Source organism: Phosphitispora fastidiosa (assembly GCF_019008365.1).
Taxonomy (GTDB): domain Bacteria; phylum Bacillota; class Thermincolia; order Thermincolales; family UBA2595; genus Phosphitispora; species Phosphitispora fastidiosa.
Genome location: NZ_JAHHUL010000002.1, coordinates 79,394 through 95,912 on the forward strand (window position 1 = coordinate 79,394; position 16,519 = coordinate 95,912).

Annotated in this window: 15 protein-coding genes and 3 riboswitches; of the genes, 2 read left to right on the forward strand and 13 right to left on the reverse strand. The window is 48.0% G+C overall.

What is annotated here, in order from left to right; translation table 11 throughout:
• Positions 1-47: 47 nt before the first annotated feature.
• From Ga0451573_RS19665 to Ga0451573_RS02765, 3 genes are all read right to left on the reverse strand, one after another.
• Positions 48-170 (reverse strand): hypothetical protein, encoded by a 123-nt coding sequence (locus Ga0451573_RS19665; protein ID WP_269438069.1) that lies wholly within the window; start codon positions 168-170, stop codon positions 48-50.
• The gene (locus Ga0451573_RS02760; RefSeq protein ID WP_231682353.1) at positions 163-591 is read right to left on the reverse strand and encodes a Na-translocating system protein MpsC family protein; all 429 of its coding nucleotides are present in this window, start codon (positions 589-591) and stop codon (positions 163-165) included. Before Ga0451573_RS02760 ends, Ga0451573_RS19665 begins: the two co-directional genes overlap by 8 nt.
• A 314-nt stretch (positions 592-905) precedes the next feature.
• Complete coding sequence (locus Ga0451573_RS02765) at positions 906-1,973, reverse strand: uroporphyrinogen decarboxylase/cobalamine-independent methonine synthase family protein (RefSeq protein WP_231682354.1); 1,068 nt, start codon at positions 1,971-1,973, stop codon at positions 906-908.
• A gap of 179 nt (positions 1,974-2,152) precedes the next feature.
• Here Ga0451573_RS02765 and Ga0451573_RS02770 point away from each other — a divergent pair, with 179 nt between their 5' ends.
• Positions 2,153-2,524 carry a diacylglycerol kinase gene (locus Ga0451573_RS02770; RefSeq protein ID WP_231682355.1) on the forward strand — a complete coding sequence of 124 codons (372 nt, stop codon included), beginning with the start codon at positions 2,153-2,155 and terminating at the stop codon, positions 2,522-2,524.
• On the opposite strand, the gene nagA is transcribed toward Ga0451573_RS02770, so the two are convergent.
• The 4 genes from nagA to Ga0451573_RS02790 form a co-directional block, all read right to left on the reverse strand.
• Positions 2,496-3,692, reverse strand: a complete 1,197-nt coding sequence (nagA, locus tag Ga0451573_RS02775) for an N-acetylglucosamine-6-phosphate deacetylase (protein ID WP_231682356.1) — start codon at positions 3,690-3,692, stop codon at positions 2,496-2,498. The genes Ga0451573_RS02770 and nagA overlap by 29 nt on opposite strands.
• Positions 3,693-3,744: 52 nt before the next feature.
• Positions 3,745-4,464 (reverse strand): DNA/RNA nuclease SfsA, encoded by a 720-nt coding sequence (gene sfsA, locus Ga0451573_RS02780; RefSeq protein ID WP_231682357.1) that lies wholly within the window; start codon positions 4,462-4,464, stop codon positions 3,745-3,747.
• Between the two features lie 22 nt (positions 4,465-4,486).
• Positions 4,487-4,780, reverse strand: coding sequence for a hypothetical protein (locus Ga0451573_RS02785; protein ID WP_231682358.1), 294 nt, complete (start codon positions 4,778-4,780; stop codon positions 4,487-4,489).
• 73 nt (positions 4,781-4,853) lie between these two features.
• Positions 4,854-5,105 (reverse strand): hypothetical protein, encoded by a 252-nt coding sequence (locus Ga0451573_RS02790; RefSeq protein WP_231682359.1) that lies wholly within the window; start codon positions 5,103-5,105, stop codon positions 4,854-4,856.
• A 117-nt stretch (positions 5,106-5,222) separates the two neighbouring features.
• On the opposite strand from Ga0451573_RS02790, the gene Ga0451573_RS02795 reads away from it, so the two are divergent.
• Positions 5,223-5,831 carry a YdcF family protein gene (locus Ga0451573_RS02795; protein ID WP_231682360.1) on the forward strand — a complete coding sequence of 203 codons (609 nt, stop codon included), beginning with the start codon at positions 5,223-5,225 and terminating at the stop codon, positions 5,829-5,831.
• Between the two features lies 1 nt (position 5,832).
• On the opposite strand, the gene Ga0451573_RS02800 is transcribed toward Ga0451573_RS02795, so the two are convergent.
• The 6 genes from Ga0451573_RS02800 to galU form a co-directional block, all read right to left on the reverse strand.
• Positions 5,833-7,839, reverse strand: coding sequence for a glycoside hydrolase family 15 protein (locus Ga0451573_RS02800; RefSeq protein ID WP_231682361.1), 2,007 nt, complete (start codon positions 7,837-7,839; stop codon positions 5,833-5,835).
• Between the two features lie 12 nt (positions 7,840-7,851).
• Positions 7,852-10,272: a sugar phosphate nucleotidyltransferase gene (locus tag Ga0451573_RS02805; protein WP_231682362.1), complete on the reverse strand. Its 2,421-nt coding sequence runs from the start codon at positions 10,270-10,272 to the stop codon at positions 7,852-7,854.
• A gap of 29 nt (positions 10,273-10,301) precedes the next feature.
• Complete coding sequence (locus tag Ga0451573_RS02810) at positions 10,302-13,127, reverse strand: 1,4-alpha-glucan branching protein domain-containing protein (RefSeq protein ID WP_231682363.1); 2,826 nt, start codon at positions 13,125-13,127, stop codon at positions 10,302-10,304.
• A 1-nt stretch (position 13,128) separates the two neighbouring features.
• On the reverse strand, positions 13,129-13,656 hold the full coding sequence (locus Ga0451573_RS02815) for a DUF4912 domain-containing protein (protein ID WP_231682364.1): 528 nt from the start codon (positions 13,654-13,656) through the stop codon (positions 13,129-13,131).
• 356 nt (positions 13,657-14,012) lie between these two features.
• A riboswitch (cyclic di-GMP riboswitch) is annotated at positions 14,013-14,095 on the reverse strand.
• Between the two features lie 187 nt (positions 14,096-14,282).
• Positions 14,283-15,140, reverse strand: a complete 858-nt coding sequence (locus Ga0451573_RS02820) for a transglutaminase-like domain-containing protein (protein ID WP_231682365.1) — start codon at positions 15,138-15,140, stop codon at positions 14,283-14,285.
• Between the two features lie 13 nt (positions 15,141-15,153).
• Positions 15,154-15,232: riboswitch (cyclic di-GMP riboswitch) on the reverse strand.
• 136 nt (positions 15,233-15,368) lie between these two features.
• Positions 15,369-15,448, reverse strand: a riboswitch (cyclic di-GMP riboswitch).
• Positions 15,449-15,565: 117 nt separating this feature from the next.
• Positions 15,566-16,477 carry a UTP--glucose-1-phosphate uridylyltransferase GalU gene (gene galU / locus Ga0451573_RS02825; protein ID WP_269438071.1) on the reverse strand — a complete coding sequence of 304 codons (912 nt, stop codon included), beginning with the start codon at positions 16,475-16,477 and terminating at the stop codon, positions 15,566-15,568.
• Positions 16,478-16,519: the final 42 nt, after the last annotated feature.

Sequence of the window (16,519 nt, forward strand, 5' to 3'; positions counted from 1 at the left end):
TTTCAATATATTTTACCATCTGTTTCCACAACCTGCAACACACTTACCTAAAACAACCCCTTCCCCAGCTTCGAATTCAGCATCAGAACAAAGGCAAATACTATTGCCGCAGTAAATAGAAATGCTCCCCCTATCCCCATCACAATACCAAATGACATCATCTCAGACATACATATCCCTCCCCTCATTTTTTTGAATGGCAATTGAACCATTAGATTTCATTTTATTTTTCGTCTCAATAACCAGATAGCACTTATCTTCACAAGGAATGAAATTAAAAAATATTTCTTCAACAGGGATTCCCAGCCATTCCTCTATTGGATCGATTTTTTGGCACAGGGCCTCTAATATAAGACTCCGGTGCTTCTTTATGGCCTTCTCCACTTCATTCAGCCTGATTACTTCTCTTTCGGCACGATTCAATAAACCATACAGTTCAACCATGATTGTGCTGCCCTCAATAATTACCTTCACCTTATCAGGCCCTTTGCCAAAGTGTGTTTTAATATATCTGCCAAAACTGACCCCGATAAAATCCTTGACATCATTGCGCCTTAATTTATCATAGGAGGTTTTTTCCACTGAAATCATACCCTTTCTTCCTTTTAAAGAAAAAACCAACCCTCTTGACGACTACGAAAACCTCTCCCCTCCGTGAAAAGTTGGCCTCTGCTCGTCAGTAGAGTTGGCTGCCCACGAACATTGCTTTCGTACGGCATTCCAAGCTCATTTTCAGTTATAAAAAAACAAAAAACCTGTGCGGTCAAAGCACAAGCTCATAATCAATTACATCTGTCGTGGGTTCTGCTTTGACCCTTGACTTTGTGTTGCGATATCCTTTTAATATTTCTATTCGCAGAGAATGGCAAATTTCCTCTCTTGTCTTTTAAAAAAAGTGCAAAATTTCACAGGCTGATTCTCCCAGCCAGTTCCCTGGTAAGTTCATGTACACGTACGGCTGTATCCATATTCAAAGTCCCCGTTCCACAGGTTGGGGTAATCAACGCCCGGTCATAAATAAGCTGCCTGTCGATACCTTTTTTCACCAGATACCGGACACGTTCCTCCCAAAGCTTCTCCAGTGATTCTACAGTCTGGGCAGAGACATTTTCAGCAGATGTGGGAACAATTCCCCAGGCCAGGGAGCCGCCCCTGTTGAGATATGTTTTCATCTCATCCATGTAACTGACGACAGTAGAAAAGTATTCAAAGGCATCAAAGCTGATAATATCAACATTTGATTCAAACAGGATGGACCAGTCCATCCCTGAACAGGAATGGGTGCCTGCCAGCGCCCCAGCGCCCTTGATGGTTTCATAAATGCTGTTTAGCTCAGTAATGATTTCTTCCCTCTTCAGGGTTATGAATGTCGACTGACCTGAAGCATACAGTCCCGGGTCATCCACAAACAGCAGTACCGGCAGCCCAAACTGTCCCAAGGCTTTTGCCTGGTTCAGCCCCTGCAGCTCCAGGGTCTTGATCAGGACATCCCGGCCTTGGGAGTTATAATAAATGGCGCGCCTGTCCTGATCAGTCATCGCCAGCCCCAGAGCTAGCGGGCCGCTGATCTGGCCTTTGAGATACCGGGCGTTTCCGGTTCCGTTTTTCTCAAGGTGTCTGATAAAAGCATAATAACCTGATGCCGATACCTCATGGAACTTAAAAAAATCTAAGGCTGCGGCATCCCCTTCCAGCGCGGCCATATACATCTCATAAAACCTGGCCAGTCTTTCACCCCACTCTGCCTGTTGGGTATCGAAATACTGTTTCCCGTTCTTTTCCACAACAATTCCCAGTTCAATCAGCGGTGCCGTAAACTGGTTAATAAATCCCTCCTCTGTCCCCCGGGCCGGAACCTGAGGCCAGTTAGGAGCCTCCGGAAAATAGGATAAAATAAATCTCACGGCCTCACCAGGGTCGGTATGAGGAACGCTGCCAATCCCTGTGGCCATACAATTTGGTTTAAAGTTCATCTTAAGTCCTCCTTTTTTTGAGATATGCACCGGCAGCCAAAATAAATTAGTGATTCTAATGTTATACGTGATTAGAGCAAAAATCAATAACCTGTAATAAAGGAATTTATTATACAATATTAGAATTAATATAAGGGTATTCTAATCAGTATTGTAATCTGAGTCTGGAGGGGAGTTCAATGAACGAGATTAAGCGACTGCTGCGTGCAGGAGGTTATGCTTTTGACGGGCTGGTTTACCTTGTCCGGGAAGAAAAAAATACCCGCCTTCTGCTGGGCATTGCGGTACTTGCCCTGATAATCTGTCCACTGATAGGCTTCAGCGCTTTTGAGTCCATATTTGTTTTTTTTACCGTAATGATGACCCTGGTGGCCGAAGTCCTTAATACGGCCATTGAGGTAACCCTGGATCTGCAGGTACAGGGAAAGTACCACCCCAAGGTAAAAATCGCCAAAGATGCGGCCTCCTGTGCCGTCCTGTTCTGTGTGATTACATCGGCAACAGCCTTCTTTGTAATCCTTTTCAGCAACCTGCTGACCCGCCACCCCTAGCCATCACCCTGTAAACGATTTCTCCCTCCACAATTGTCATTAACACCCTAAACTCGTGATCCAAAACAACAATATCGGCATCATTTCCGGTCACCAGGGCTCCTTTTGTATCAAGTCCCAGGAGACGCGCCGGATTGGCGGAAACCATCTGCATCGCCTCCCCAAGATCCAGGCCAACCTGCTCCACCAGTACCTTTACGGCAACAGCCATACTGATGGTACTTCCTGCAATTGTACCATCATCCAAAAATGTCGCCCCATCTCTGACAGTAACCCTTTGTCCGCCAAGTGTATATATCCCGTCACCCATCCCCCCGCCGCTGATGCAGTCGGTGATGGCAATGGTGTTTTGAATACCCTTGGCCCTGATGAGTATTTTTATGATGCTGGGATGGACATGATGTCCGTCAGCAATCACATCAACTGTAAGCCGTTTCATACTCATAATGGCCCCTGTTGTCCCGGGTTCCCGATGGTGAAACCCCGTCATTGCGTTAAATGCATGGGAGACATGGGTCAGCCCCATATCGCAGGCCTCTGCAACTTGGGTAATGGATGCTCCGGAATGGCCGAGAGATACCACCAACCCATTAGAGCGGGCATACCTGATAACCTCTATGGACCCTGGAAGCTCGGGAGCCAGGGTTATCATTTTGACAGCCCCCCTGCCGGCTTCAATATATTCCTTAAGCTCAGCAATCGAGGGCAGTCGAAGGTATTCTTCCTTCTGGGCCCCCTTTTTTTCCGGGTTTAGAAACGGTCCTTCCATGTGCACACCGAGCACCTTTGCCCCCCTAAACCTCCCAATTCTAAAGGCAGCGGCTTTTCTGACAGCGCCGGCCAGCATTTCCCTGGGCGCGGACATGGTTGTCGCCAGAAACCCGGTGGTACCGCCCCTGGCCAGCCATTCGGACATCTTCTCCAATGATTCCGGCAAAGGATCCATAACATCAGCCCCTCCGCAACCATGTACGTGGATATCGATAAAACCCGGACATATGTAACACGGCCCAAAATTATGCACAACATGACTGCTGCCCGGAAACAGCGCCCCCATCTCTGCGATTTGACTGATAATACTGCCGTCTGTCTCCAGCAGGCAGTTTTCCCGTGAGATTCCTTCAGGCGTAATAAGCCGCCCTTTTAACAGCAGCTTTTTTCTCTCCATCCCTGTCCCCCCCATTCTCCAACAGTACCAGAGCAGATTTGTCAACAGCCTGTTAAATGCCGGATAATTTTACCGGCACTTTTTCTGTAATTACAATCACCTCCGGAGTTACCCTGCACCTGTATGCATACACTCCGACACCACTCCCGCCGGCTGCCCTCAGCTTCTGCCCAAAATCAGGGTCGGTCCGGTCATTTGGAGTAAACAATATCGCATCATCCCTCTGAATGAGGAAGATTATGGCAGCCTGATACCCTTCCCGTACCGCAGCGGTCAGTTCCTCCAGATGCCGCGCTCCCCGCTGGGTAGGCGCATCAGGAAACATGGCGATACCATTTTCAACCAGAGTTACAGACTTAACCTCAACAAAACACCTATTACTCCTTTCATCTTCCAAGAGCAGGTCCAGCCTGCTGTTACCATACCTGACCTCACTACGGGCTAAAGTAAACTGACTAAAGTCAGCCAACTGCCCGGCGGAAACGGCAGCAGCCACCACCTTATTAGGAACCCGGGCATCCACTGATACCAGTTGGCCATTATAGTTCACCAAAGCCAGGTCATATTTGGTTACCCGGTGGGGCTCATTCCTTTCTAACAGGTATACCTCATTTTCAGGTCTGAGCAGTTCCCTTAGTCTCCCCGAATTGGCGACATGGGCTCGAACCTGTTTGCCTTCGAGCTCAACAAGGGCAGTAAACCTGTTTTCCCTCTCCAAAAACCGGGCCTTAAGCATAATTTGCCCCCCAAACCGGCTCACCATAGCCATCATTTACAAAACTCCCCCAGAGAGGTTAGTCCTCCTGGGGGGAAATAGAAATCTCACGTTCTTTTCGCGGCAGGCAGAATACAAAAAAATAAACCAGGTAAATCACACTCAGCAGCAGTGCCAATAGATGAAGGACTACCACAGCATTGGGCACGGCATCATATGCCAGGTTTCCGCCGATTTTCAGCATCCCGCCCAACAGTTCCACAACAGGCCGGTCCATTTCCACGGCAAACCTCGCATAGGCCAGAGCCATATTTATCGCTGCATATTCAAATAAGATAACCGCTGCAGGGATAATAAACAACAGATAACCCATTTACCTCACCTTTTTCGTCACATTTCGCAACTCCTTTTCTTATTATAAAACGGCAGCCGGTAAAAGTACAATACTATAATGTGACTTCCGGAAAGCTGATCCTTTTATCATAACCACATTCCGGACAGGCAAATAGATGGACACAGGCAATCATACCGGTCGTCTGCAGGTCTTTATCCGGCTCATAGAGCTCAATTTTTCCATAAGGGCTGTATGGTCCGTAATAATCCTCCAGCATGCCTGAGTCTTCCATAACGCTGCCGCATAACGGACAAGGCTGTGAAAAATCTATTAATCCATTGCAGAGCGGGCAGCCAATTTCCAAAATTACATCACCTCAACCTTAGTGTGTGATTTATGCAAAAAAAAATACAGCAGGACTTCCTGCCAACAATGTAGAAAATATCCTGCATATTAGATATCCCGCCGGGGGTGAACCAAATTGACGAGACTCAAGGTAATCGGTATCAGCGCCGTCGTGCTGGTACTCGCATTTTTCTATACTCCCCTGGTGCAGTTTCTGGCCGGTCCGCTGGTAATAAGTGACCCGCTGCACCAGGTTGATGCTGTCGTAGTGTTAGGCGGCGGGTGGGAGGCCAAAGGGAAATTGGGCAAAAGCACCCTGGAGCGCTACCGGTATGGTGTAGACCTCTTTCAGCAGGGCTATGGCAAGTACCTCATCTTTTCGGGCGGAAACCTTTGGGGTAACCCCTCTGAAGCGGGTGAAATGGCTGAAATGGCAGTAAGTGCCGGGTTCTCCGAAAGGGAAATTATCATTGAAGAAAGTTCGGAATCTACCTGGCAGAATACCCTGTTCGTAAAGAAAATTCTACTGGAAAAAAAGCTGCAATCAGTGGTTCTGGTCACTTCCCCATACCATTCCCGGCGGGCCACGACCATGTTTACAGACAAAGGCATCACAGTCATTTCTGCCCCGGTCCCTGACAGCGAATTCTACAGCGCCTCCGGGACAGACCAACTGCGCATGGCCAAGCTGGTTGTAACCGAATATGTCAAGCTGGGGCTGTATCAGCTGAACCTAACCAGATAGCTTAAGGAGTAGCTTTATTCTCCGCCGGCAGCCAGCATACCCGCGGACAAGTAAGTTCCGTCATAATCTCAATCAAATTCCTTACAGTAAGCACATATGACGAATGTGACCAGGTCAGGGGCGCCACAGACAGCGGCTCACCCGTATATGGGTGTATCTGTTCGGGCAGGATACCGCTGGGCATAGCATTTCGGGTCACCCACTGCAGCATTTCCAGAGGTTTGTTCAGTTCCTCAACTGTACCGGCACACATAACATACCATTCAATTAACCATAAAGTGCAGATAAACCAGGGGTTCCCCGGGACTTTGGCAATATCACTGGATTTCTGGAAATAATAATCATTGGTGTAGCGCGCTACCCCACCGATATCAGTCTTCACCCAGAGACCTGCTTCTATTGCCTTCATTGTAGCAACAACCCTTTTATCATCTGGAGGAAGAACACCGAACTTAGCCACCCCGTACATACTGCTTTCAAGTGTGAGATCCTTTTCCAGGGTTCCGTCGTCACTGACATACACGCCACGGATAAACCTGTTCAGGGATTGGTCATAAAGGTGCTCCAGAATCCCCTGTTTCACCCTTTCAGCCGCTCCGGTAAAGAGTTCGGCTGACCGGTGATCGGCAAAAAGCCTGGCAAAATTGGCTGCCGCTACCAATCCACCATATACCGCTGAGGCGGTAAAGGTAAAAATACCGCGTCTTTCCTCCCACAGGTCATAACTTTCATAAGGGAGATTGTATTCCTCCCGCATAAACTTCACCATGAAGTTTCCTGCCGGACGAATCAGGGACCTGTAAAGCTGCAACACAAATTCTATATCCTTGGTATGCCTGTAATACTCCCACAGGGCAAAAAGGACAAGCGCTGTCTCATCCTCCTGAATGGGTAGTTGGGATTTGCCGTTATTAATCCAAGGATGCCAGCTTGATCCGACCGAACCGTCAGGGTTGTACTTGTGCAGCAGGAACCCTCCTGATGTCAGGGCATTCTCGCAAAACCTGAAAAAAGCCTGGGTCATTTCAGGGTAACCCGCCCTGATCAGCGAAAAAGACACCAGGGCCCCATCCCTGGGCCAGCAGTAACTGTAATGGTCCCTGTTATACTGCATAATATCCGAGTCATTTGCCGCCGTAATGGCACCGCGCCTGTCAACCTGGGTACGTATTATCAAGAGGCTTCTTTTATACAGTCCCATAATATCTTCCGGTATTGATAAGTCATCATAGGTTATCTTATTAACCCACTGTCTCCAGTAAGCCTCCACCGACTCAATAATGGTCCCCGGAACCCTCTTCTGTACGTATTCATTGAGCCTGACAGCCTCCTGATAATTCTTGCCGACAGCTATCCAGTAGTAGATGACATCACTCCCCCCCGCATCCAGGTCGGTACGAAAACTAATAGTACTGTCTACCGACCCCTGAGCGATGGGATTTCCCTGGAGGTGTCCATCCTCGGCATCCCTCCATGTCCCTTCGGCGCCTCTGAACCTCTTGGTCCCGGTGGCATATTGAAAGATTCCACCAGCACCGGAATAGCCGTTGGCCATAAAGTACTTTCCTTTTTTGTAGTGATAAACTACACCCATCTCAGGTTCATATACCGCAGTATCCCCCACCTCAGTTTCATCTATGGAAAAATCATGAGTACAAAAGACCCTGACCTCTCTCTTATGATCAGTCAGGTTTTTTACAGTCATCCTCCTCAGGTAGATGCTGTCATTGTAGTGAACAGTATCATTAATTTGCAGTGATATTCCCAGCCCCTCATTTACCAGGGTTACACAGGTAACGAGGGTTTCTTTGATATACCTGAGCTTTCTCTTCCAGGAGGTTTCATCACACCAGGAAAAGCTGTTTTCCACCCACACTCCGAGGCTATTTTTATTTCCCTGAATATGGTTCCACTGCCCAACATACGGGTAGTACAAATCCCTCATGTTATACCCTGAATCAAAATTAACCAGCATTCCGCCATTTCCAATTACCAACTGCCTAGGCACAAAAATCCCCCTTTAAACTGCCGACCTGTACTTTTCTATTCTGCCGGTATAATAATCGGTAAGCCTTTGGGCAGCCTCCATGGTGGCCGCCTCGCTGACAACCCGAAAAACAGGCTCCTCACAGTCAGGGAGGACAAGTGTCCAGCCCTCGTCGGCGTAAATTTTTATTCCGTCAATCAATTCAACTTTTCCGTTTGCGGCATCTTCTATTAGCCGCCTCATAACCGTGCCTTTTTCCGACCAGGGACATTGCACCTCTTTTCTGTAAATACAGGATCCGGGCAGCCTATGGAACAGCCGTGCCAGGTCGGTATCTTTTTCCAGCAGGTATTCCAGAACCTTCAGGAAAATAAATATTCCATCATAAAAAGGCTGGAACAGGCTTTCGCTGGATATTTCCATCATTGCCCGCGGATGCACTTTTGTCCTGATAACCTTTCTTCCCATTGCCAAAGCCAGGTTTTCGATAACAGATGATGCCGTAACCGGGACACCGATTTTTTCGTCTCCGCTCCGGGCCATAGAAACATATGCCCAAAGAATCATCAGTCTATCGTCACTGATAATTTCCCCTGAGGGTGAAAAGAGGATAACATCATCACCATTACTGCTGAGCAGTACCCCCATATCCAGGTGACCTTCCCTGACCAGGGCCGCTATATCCTCCCGGGAGTAATCCGGAGCATTCAAGGTAGTCACCTGGCATCCGAGCTGTTCAAACAGAGGAGGAAGAAACCAGCCGAGGTTTTGATAGTCATACGCCACCAACAGACGGGCGCGGCACCTTTTAGCCATATCCCTGTCAATATTGCGCAGTAGTCCCTCTCTGTAAGCTTCCGCCATCTGCGGCATATATTTGACTTCTCCCAGGTTCCTGATATCCGCTCTCCGGAAATCCTCCTGAATATATGTATTCTCAATCTTGCGCTCAAAATCCTTGCTGATGTTGATCCCTTTTTCATCAAGGAATTCAATGATAATCCTGCCGCGGTCGTGTGGAGGAAGCATCCTGATGTGAATTCCGGCCTTTGCGTTCAGACTCTTGACGGCATAGCGGGTAATCGGGGTCGTAGCCACACCCACATCATATACATTGATTCCGGCAGCCTGAAGGCCTGGTGTAAATGCTTTCTTGATAACCTCTGAAGGCCTGTGGCAGTCACTGCTGACCACAACATGGGACCCCCGAAGTATTGTTGAACCATGGGCAACCGCCAGCCTGACAACCATTTCCGGGGAGACCTCCACATTTACCCGTCCGGCAACCCCATGTGTTGAAAACAGACTCTTACGGCGGTCTCCGCCCCAAATAAGGGACTCGGTTAAAATCGTATAATCCTCAACCATCTTATCAGGCCAAATTTTAACTCGGGGTTTCACAATCACTCTTTTGCCATAGTAATTGTTGTCTCCGGTAACAACCCCCTCAAACATGGCCGTCCCGGCCATTATCCTGTTGTGATTGCATATTGTCGCTCCCCGCAGCTCAACACCAATGTCTATAAAGCTGCCGTCCCAGGCCACGGTATGTTTAAGGGAGGCTCCGGCCCTGATAGTGTTATTGTTACCCAGCACCGTATAGCTCCCTATTTCAACACCTTCTTCTATGTTACAGTTATTCCCAATATAAATAGGCCTTCCGGCAAACTTGACACCGGGTTCCAGGACCGTACCCTGCCCTACCCAGATGCCTTCGGCCAGTTCTCTCCCTGGAATCGCTGCCTGGAGCAAGCCATCCATCAGGTCATACTGGGTCTGGCGGTACTGCTCCAGGCTCCCGATATCGGACCAGTAACCCTCAGCCACATAGCCAAACATGGGCATTCCTCTGGACATAAGCAGTGGGAAAAGATCTTTGCTGAAATCAAAGAACGTGTCCCTCTCAAAATACTCGAATATCTCTGGCTCAATGATGTATATGCCCGTATTCACAGTATCACTGAAAACCTCGCCCCAGCTCGGCTTTTCCAGAAAACGTGTAATGCGTCCGTTATTATCACACATAACCACCCCGTACTCAAGCGGGTTCCTGACTCTGGCCATCACCAGGGTGACAATGCCGCCCTGTTTCCGATGAAATTCAACCGCTTCAGTAAGGTCATAATCAGTAATCCCATCACCACTGATGACAAGAAAAGTCTCATTAAGAAATTCTTCGGCATTTTTCACACTTCCGGCTGTCCCCAGGGGGATTGTTTCCTCAAAATACCTCAGGTTAACACCAAGGTCTGACCCATCGCCAAAGTGGTCTTTGATTACCTCAGGAAGATACTGTAAGGTCACAGCAATATCTGTGATGTGGTGTCTTTTCAGGAGTTCCACAGCATACTCCATAACCGGCTTATTCAAAACCGGCACCATAGGCTTGGGTTTGTTGCACGTTAAAGGCCTTAGCCTTGACCCTTTGCCTCCTGCCATTATCACAGCCTTCATCAGACAAACCTCCCTATCAAATTTTGCATTTAACCGGCAGCATAGCCTACCTTTTTTGCCTCAGAAATAATCTCATTGTATACATTGATAGTTTCTGCTGCTATCACGCCCCAGTTATATGTGGAATTAACTTTATCCCAGGCTGCCTGGCTTATCTGATGTGCCAGGGTCGGATCACCCAGGAGACTGACAACAGCTCCTGCGAGGCCTTCCACATCACCCGGAGATACCTTCAGACCATCGATCCTGTGTTCGATAACCTCAGCCAAACCGCCGGTTTCACTGGCAATTACCGGCACCCTGGTGGCCATCGCCTCAAGAGCAACTATTCCAAAGGGTTCATATAAACTGGGGAACACAGCAATATCAGACCCGGCAAACAGCAGGTTACGGGTTTCATCATTAGCAAACCCGGTGAAATAAACCTTTTCTCTTACCCCCAGCTTTGCAGCCAGATTTTCCAGATGGTCCTGGTAGGGCCCTTTACCGGAAATGACAAATTTGGTATCGGGAAACTTCCGCAATATTTTGGGGACTGCTTTAATCAAAACCTGGACCCCTTTTTCAGCTACCAACCGTCCGATAAAATATACCATTTTTTCATTTGGCGCTGCATAGCTGTTGCGGAAACCCGGGTCAACCGCTCTTGGCTGAACATTCTTGATTTCAACCCCATTGGCAATTATTCTGATCTTTTCAGCGGGAAGCTGAAATACCTGGGCAAGCTCCCTGGCCATATATCTGCTGCAGCAGATAACTTCCCAGGACTCATAGGTAAGCTGCCACTCTATTTGGTTTATGTGCCGCTGAATGTCATTATGAATACCCCGATTCCTCCCGTATTCGGTGGCATGGATTGTGGAAACCAGGGGAATCTGGTATCTGTCCTTCAGATCCTTTGCTGACTGCGCCACCAGCCAGTCATGGGCATGAATGAGGTCAAAGCCGTGTTCCCTGACCAACCCATGAGCCCGTTCCACCATGGCAGTATTGAGGCACTCAACCCACCTCAGGAAATTCCCGGAATCGCACTGCCGGGGCTGGACCCTGTAGACATGCACCCCATCAACCCTCTCATAATCAGTGGCTCCCGGAACATAACACGTTATCAAATGTATTTCCTCCCCCTGGGCAGCCAGCGCCCTTGAGAGATCATAAACATGTCTGGCCAGACCGCCAACTGTCTTTGGCGGGAATTCCCAGGACAGCATTAGAATTTTCCTGTTCTTACGTACAGTTCCCTGACCGCGCCTGGTGAGTGACACCACTGTCGGAGTATCAGGCTGGTAAGCCCGGTAGTCGATGTCCGGAAATATGTTGTCGGCATGCTCCAAAACTGAAATTTCATTTTCATTGAGATCATCGTTGGTAAGAGCCCAATAGAGGCGGCTGAACCTGGCAATGTGGTCCTTGGTCCTCTTCTCGGCATACCCTACTGCCGTCTTCATTTTCATTATAAAGGCCCAATCCGAGCTCTGGGCCAAGAGCAGTTCCCTGGCCATCTGGTTTAACGCCCGTTTTCTGAGTCCTTCTGCACCCGGATTAGCCTGGGCTGTCTCTGTCATGCGGGTCTCGGCTTTGTGCAGGTGCCGATAGATCCAGTCATTGGGAGGTGAAAGCCACACTTCGTTGTATCCCTTATGGCCCCAACTGGCCATAGGTAGTGAAGCCACCTGATTTGTCGGGTAGAGGTTCAGGTATTCCCAGGGGGTAATTGTTTTTACTGTGTCCTGATCATAATGCAGCTTCCGCAGCAGGAAATCAATCCAGTCAGGCCCTTCATACCACCAGTGGCCAAATAGCTCAGCGTCATAAGTTGAAACAACAATCGGCAGCCGGTCCATCCGGGAGGCCAGGTGCTGCATCTGTTTTTCCCTGTTAAACATAAAGTTGGCGGCGTGCTCTGCCGCCCTGTCCGCCGCAGCTGCAGGGTTATAGACCTCCTTTTGGTCCGTCTTCCCGGTGATGCGGTAATACTTGATGCCGGTATCTATACGCAGGTTGTTCTCCCCCACATATGGCCCGACATAGTCGATGTCCAGATCATAACCGATATCCCGGTAAAACTCACGATACCAATAATCACCCGGATAACCCTGGTTCATATCCCAAACCTGCTTGGAAGTTTCCGGGTCACGCCCGAAAGCAGCAACACCTCCGGGTGTGTAAAGCGGCGCATATATACCGTGCACCGGACTCGGAGTTGCAAACATAATCCCATGGGTATCTGTGAAAAAAAACTGGATCCCATAAGCCTTGAGGATTTCATCTATCCCAGGGGTATACCCGCACTCAGGCAGCCAGATACCTCTGGGCGGGCTGCCAAAATGTCTGGTAAACAGGTCCACAGCCACAGCAACCTGTGCCCTGATGCTCTCTTTTCTCTTCATTAGAGGAAGAAAACCGTGGGTGGCACAGCTTGTGATAAGTTCAACACAGTCCTTTTCCCGGAATTTTCTGAAAGCCTGAAGCAGGTTAGTTCCATACCTGTTCACAAAAATATCCCTGATTTCCCGGAACCTCTCCAGGTACATATGAGCCGTGTCCTCAAATTCACTCCCCGCAGTCCGTTCAGTCTCTCTGCCGGCCAGTTCAATAAGTTGATTGAGGTGCATAAGGTAGCGCTTCCGCAGCAAGTCATCTGCCATCATCGAAATCAATGGCGGGGACAAGGATACTGTAACCCTGAAATCCACGCCATCATCCAACAAACCATCAAAAATCTTAATCAACGGTATATAGGTTTCGGTAAGGGCCTCAAAGAACCACTTTTCTTCGAGGTAATTCTCTTTTTCAGGATGCCGTATGTAAGGCAGGTGTGCATGTAAAACAAGCGCAAGATAGCCTCTTAGCATCTTAATCCTCCTCACTGTCATTATTATTGGAATTGATATAAACGCCGTCACTGCTGAAGGTTTCCTGTTCTGTCGGCCATTCCGCAGGTTTCTTCCCGGACAACCGGTCCAGCAGATCCGCCATGACGAGTCCCGAGCCGTCAGCCAGGCTGTCCCGCGGTGTCTGGATAACATCAGACCTGAGCAGGCAGACAAACCTGCCGTCAGGAGAAAAAACACCCAGGTCAGCACAATAAGAATGGTTTGCCTTGACATCAGTAATATAATAATTATTTGCCAAGGAATGTACGTTGAGGTCATAACTGCCATGGGCTTTATTCCTGTCCTCACCAAGCCCGGTCAAGTCGTAAACACGCAGCGTAAGTTGTATTTCCCCCCAGGGTCGTCCAAATTCCCCGGCTACCAAGTCCATCTGCTCATTGGAAATCTCCCAGTAGGTAAAAATACAGTGTGGATCTCTTACGAGAAGCATGACAGAATTTTCATTGTAACTGGCCGGAAACCCGTATTCAGGCACGGTAACACTCATCTAAGCCTCTCCTCCCCCAAAATAAATACATGGTCATTATATGCGGACCTTCTTTAAAAAGAACTACACCTGTCAGAAATTTCACAAACCTAAAAAATCATTCATTGTAACTGTATTCTCAAAAAGCCTTTATTTCCCTTGTATTTTTTTTGCTGTTATATTGTCAAATTAAGGACATTTGCAGATATAGACCTGTAAAAAAAGTAAACACATGTTCATCAGTTGGTGAAATCCTGCAAAAATACAAGCAGAAAATGCGCGTAAAAAATGCCTGTAAAATAACAAAAATACAAGCCTGTCCCCGGGTTAACGGGAACAGGCTCACATTGCCGTCCAAAATCACCACGCTGCTATTCTCCGGTAACCCGGCTGTCAGGGATATTATCCCAGACCCGTGGTTTTGCGCCCCCACCTCTCAATGGGTTTGCCTTTATCTGAATAATGATATTTACTTAGTTGAAGTAAGTAACCTGAAACTTTTATTAATTAATTATATACTTTCTTAACAAATATTTCAAGTATAATTGTTTTAATTTGCTATGTGTTTAACCTCTCTTTGATCAAGACACAAAAAAAAGACCGCATCGTGTGCGGTCGCTTCAGAAAAAAGGAGGTTCGAGGAATGTTTAATAGACTTCCTGGGTTTTCTTATGGGTGGTTCCAAAAATCCCTGCATCCTGGTCAAATACCTTCCAGACTGTATCCATGGTGACCCATCTATCGCCAATCCGGACCTCGTTCCAGGCGTGCCCGTACCAGGTTCCCCCGGTCCCGGCCTCTCCGATTACGGTCCTGGCTTCAATCCCTTCGGCCCGGCACATTGCGGTAACCAGGTTTGCGTAGTCCCGGCACAGCCCTTTTTGGGTCTGTAGAGCCTTCACAGCGCCGTCATTATCATAAAATTCACCGCGGCGAAACTTGTCCATGTCATAAACCATGTTTTTGCTGACCCACTGGAAAATGGCTTTGGTCCTGCTGTAGTCATCCCCGGCTTGTCCTACTATCTGCCGCGCTTTATTGGTTATTACTGGGTTATTGCTTTCAATCCCCCATGAAGGGAGCAGATATCTCTTATCACCGTTGTCAGTGTTCTCAATCTGTGCTCTGGCCAGCGAATCATACGCAATCGTACCGGCCTGACCCGGTTTTACCAGGTTGAAATCCACCCGGTATGTGCCTTGTCCAAATCTCAGGTATACAGCCCCGGCAACCGTATTGCCAACTTTAGGGTAATAGTAGTAGGTCTGGTCATCACCCAGAACAGTCCTGACAATTATTCCTGTATATTTTTCGGTAACAGTACCCTGGAAACCGAACCAGGTATCAAAGCTGTTACTAGCCAGTGTCACCGAATTACCTTCGGTGTAAGGGGAAAACCATCTGATGTTTGCCTCCCCGGCAAATGCTGTCGGAGCAAATGTAGTGATAAGAATAATAGCAGTTGAGATTATCAGAATCCTTCTAAGCAGCCTGAAATCTTTCACGGCCAAAACCTCCTTCGGTAACCCGGCTATCTGGAATATCCAGACCCGTGGCTTTGCGTCCCCACCTCTCGATGGGTTTGCCTTTATCGGGAGTGACAGTGTTTCCAATCTGGAAAAACTCTTCATTTCCCAATATAGTTTTGGTGAGTATTCACTTTGGTAAACAATTAAGCCTGTCTCCGGGTTCCGGAAACAGGCCATGAAATAAACACTGCCTAAATATAACTCCCCGGTAACCCGGCTATCTGGAGTTACCCAGACCCGTGGCTTTGCGTCCCCACCTCTCGATGGGTTTGCCATTATCAGAATGAGTTGTTAAATTATTTTCATTTTTATTATACACCTGTATTTTAAATAGCGCAAGAGTTTTTGTTTAATTTTGTCAAATCTTTGTCAGATTTTGTTGAAATGCAGCATTACAGCAGCTACTCCCCATTTCCAACAGCAATCTCCTTCATGAAATCACTACCCCCCACCAGTTCCTTCAGGTATGCCGCAAACGGCCCTCCCAAGTCAGTGCGGGCCAGGGCGAATTCAACAGTTGCTTTCAGAAAACCCATTTTATCACCCACATCATAGCGCTTTCCTTGAAATACATGGGCATACATCGGCTTTTGTCCTGCCAGAACCTTGAGGGCATCTGTAAGCTGAATCTCACCACCTGCTCCAGGAGTAGTGTTTTCCAGGAGTTCAAAGATCTCAGGTTCTATTATGTACCGGCCAAGTACCGCAATGTTGGACGGCGAAACCTCAACAGCAGGCTTTTCCACCAGGCTGTGTACTTTCACTGTCTGTATGCTGTCATCCCCTTCGGGGTCAACAATACCGTATTTGTTTACTTCCTTTTTGGCTACCCTTTGTACCCCAAGGACAGTGCCGCCTTTTTCTTCATATACGTCCATAAGCTGTTTCAGGCAGGGCTTTTCACTGACAATAACATCATCACCCAGCAGGACGGCAAACGGTTCATTACCGATAAACTTCCGGGCACAATATACCGCATGCCCCAAACCGCGCGGGAACTTTTGACGAACATAGTGAATATCCACCATTTCAGAAATATCCCGGACCAGGTTAAGCAGTCTGGTATTCCCCTTTTGTTCCAGGAGAAGCTCTAGCTCCAGAGTGTGGTCAAAGTGGTCCTCTATTGCCCGCTTACTGCGACCCGTAATTATCAGGATATCCTCTATCCCCGAGTTCACTGCTTCCTCCACAATATACTGGATTGTCGGTTTATCAACTATTGGCAGCATTTCCTTGGGCTGGGCCTTGGTTGCCGGAAGAAACCGTGTCCCCAGTCCGGCAGCCGGAATAATAGCCTTACGAATCTTTTTCAAAACAATCACCCCCAAAACATAATGGTATCAGCTTTGCTAACA